The sequence below is a fragment of the Aminobacter sp. P4_H6_2 genome, from assembly GCF_056400805.1.
The window spans coordinates 1-1,919 of record NZ_JBFUKO010000843.1 but is presented as its reverse complement, the minus strand read 5'-3'; the positions used below and the strand labels follow the sequence as shown (position 1 = coordinate 1,919).

Genomic DNA, 1,919 nt, shown 5'->3' with positions numbered 1-1,919 from the left:
GTGATGAATTGGCTGAAGTCGAGGTCCAGTTTGCTCGCATTGCCATGATCGAGGGGCTTGTAGAGCGTCAGCACGGCTTTGCCGTTGACGTCGATCTTGAGGTCGAACACCTTAGTGTCCGCTCCAATGAAGCCGGTGAGTATTCCTTTTTCCGACTTGATCTGGACTGGCTGGCCACCCGAATTGATATCGCCGAAATCCTTGGCGGTGAAGCTCTTAAGCTGGAATGCATCGCCGGCATGCGCGCCGTCCTCGCCGAAATTGACGAGCTTCATCAGGTCGATGTTAGAGGTTGTCTGCTGTGATGGCGTTACAGTGACCTGCCCCAACTCCAGATTGTCGAGGATAATACGGCCCTGGAAGCCGGCCGGATTCGGCGGAACGATCTCAAGCTTGGACAATATCACGCCATCCAGCACAGTGCCGGTAGCGTCGAACATGCTCATTGGAGTTACGCCCGGTATCGCGTTGGACTGAACCGTCAGAGTGACTGGGGCCAGCGCGTTGCCATTTGCATCGTATCCGATCACCGTGACCTGCGACAGACCTGTATTGGCGCCGTCGAGGCCGATTTTGGCGCTTTCGATGGTAAATGTCTTGCCGGCAGCAGCCGTGAAGATCATCGATTTGCCAGCACCGGCACTTTGCAAGGTGTAGTCGTTGTCGTGAATGACGACGATCGTGCCGGCGTTTGTGGTCAGATTGGGAATATTGGGCGCCTGGTTGATCTCGGCGTAGCCGAACCCGTATGTCTCCACCTTCACGGAAACCGCGCTCGAACCCGGCTCGTCCATGACGGTGGCTGCCGGAACCGAAGCAGCCACTTCGGGCGAGTCGTCGTCGACATTGACCTTGATCGTACCGGTTGCCTTGTCGCCGTCGCCATCTGTGATGGTGAAGCCGAAGCTTAGAAGCAGATTGTCTTCGAATGAACCGGTCTCGCCGTGTCCCGAATGGCTGAGCGGGGCCTGCATCTTCAAGGTGTAGCTGCCGTCCGAACGGATTTCGAGCGTGAATGCCGGCACGCCGCCGTTCATCGTGCCGACCAGCGTGCCGCCTTTTTCGAAGCCCCCAGCGGCATTGCCGTCAGCGTCCTTGCCGGGAACCCAAGTCGTGGTGATGGGGTAGGCGGTGCCCACTCCGTCGACCACGTGTATGCCCTGAAGACCCACATTGCCAAGGGTGGCCACGATCGACTTCAGCCCATCAGAACCAGCATCGAAGTTGATCATGCCGGTCGCGATATGGCCCGAGCCATCATCGCCGGGACCACCTGGAATGCCGGTCGCGCCGTTGGGCACGTTCTCATCATCTAGATTGCCGTTGTAGACCGCCTTCAGGCTGACATTGTCGAGCAGCGCACCGTGCTGGTTTTCGCTGCCGGTGCCCTTGAAGGCGAGCACTGCGTTGGGGCCGCTCGCGGTCACGTTGATCGTGATCTGCTGCAGGCCAGGGGCAATGTTGCTGTTGGCCGGAATCTCGTGGACGAGCTTGCCGTCGAACCAGATCTGCATGCCGCTGGAGCCGGCACCATCGCCGCCGCGCGGCGAATACCAGAAGCTCAGCTGATAGGTCTGACCAGCCTCCGTGCCAGCAATCGTCTGCTGGATCGTGGCATTGGTGGAGGTGGTGGCGTTGATGTCGCCGACGTTGCCGTTCGCTGGATTACCGACAGTGTCGGAATCAAGCTCGACCAGCGCATTGCCGAACTGGGTGCTTACGCCGCCGGCCCCGCCGGTCTGGACCTCGAACGGCACGCCGCCGTCCGACGTCCAGCCGTCAAGCGAGTGGAAGATCTCCCAATCCTGGTTGCCGAGGACGTTGGCATGGCCTTCCTCAAAGCTGCCGTTGACGATCAATTCATTGCCGAGTGCCGGAGTAGACGGGACGACCGAAATCACCTTCGGACCATCGTCCTC

1 protein-coding gene is annotated in these 1,919 nt (G+C 59.6%); it reads right to left on the bottom strand.

From position 1 onward, the window contains the following. On the bottom strand, positions 1-1,919 hold a 1,919-nt coding region (locus AC1DUU_RS30815; RefSeq protein WP_476787109.1), incomplete at both ends, for a DUF5801 repeats-in-toxin domain-containing protein.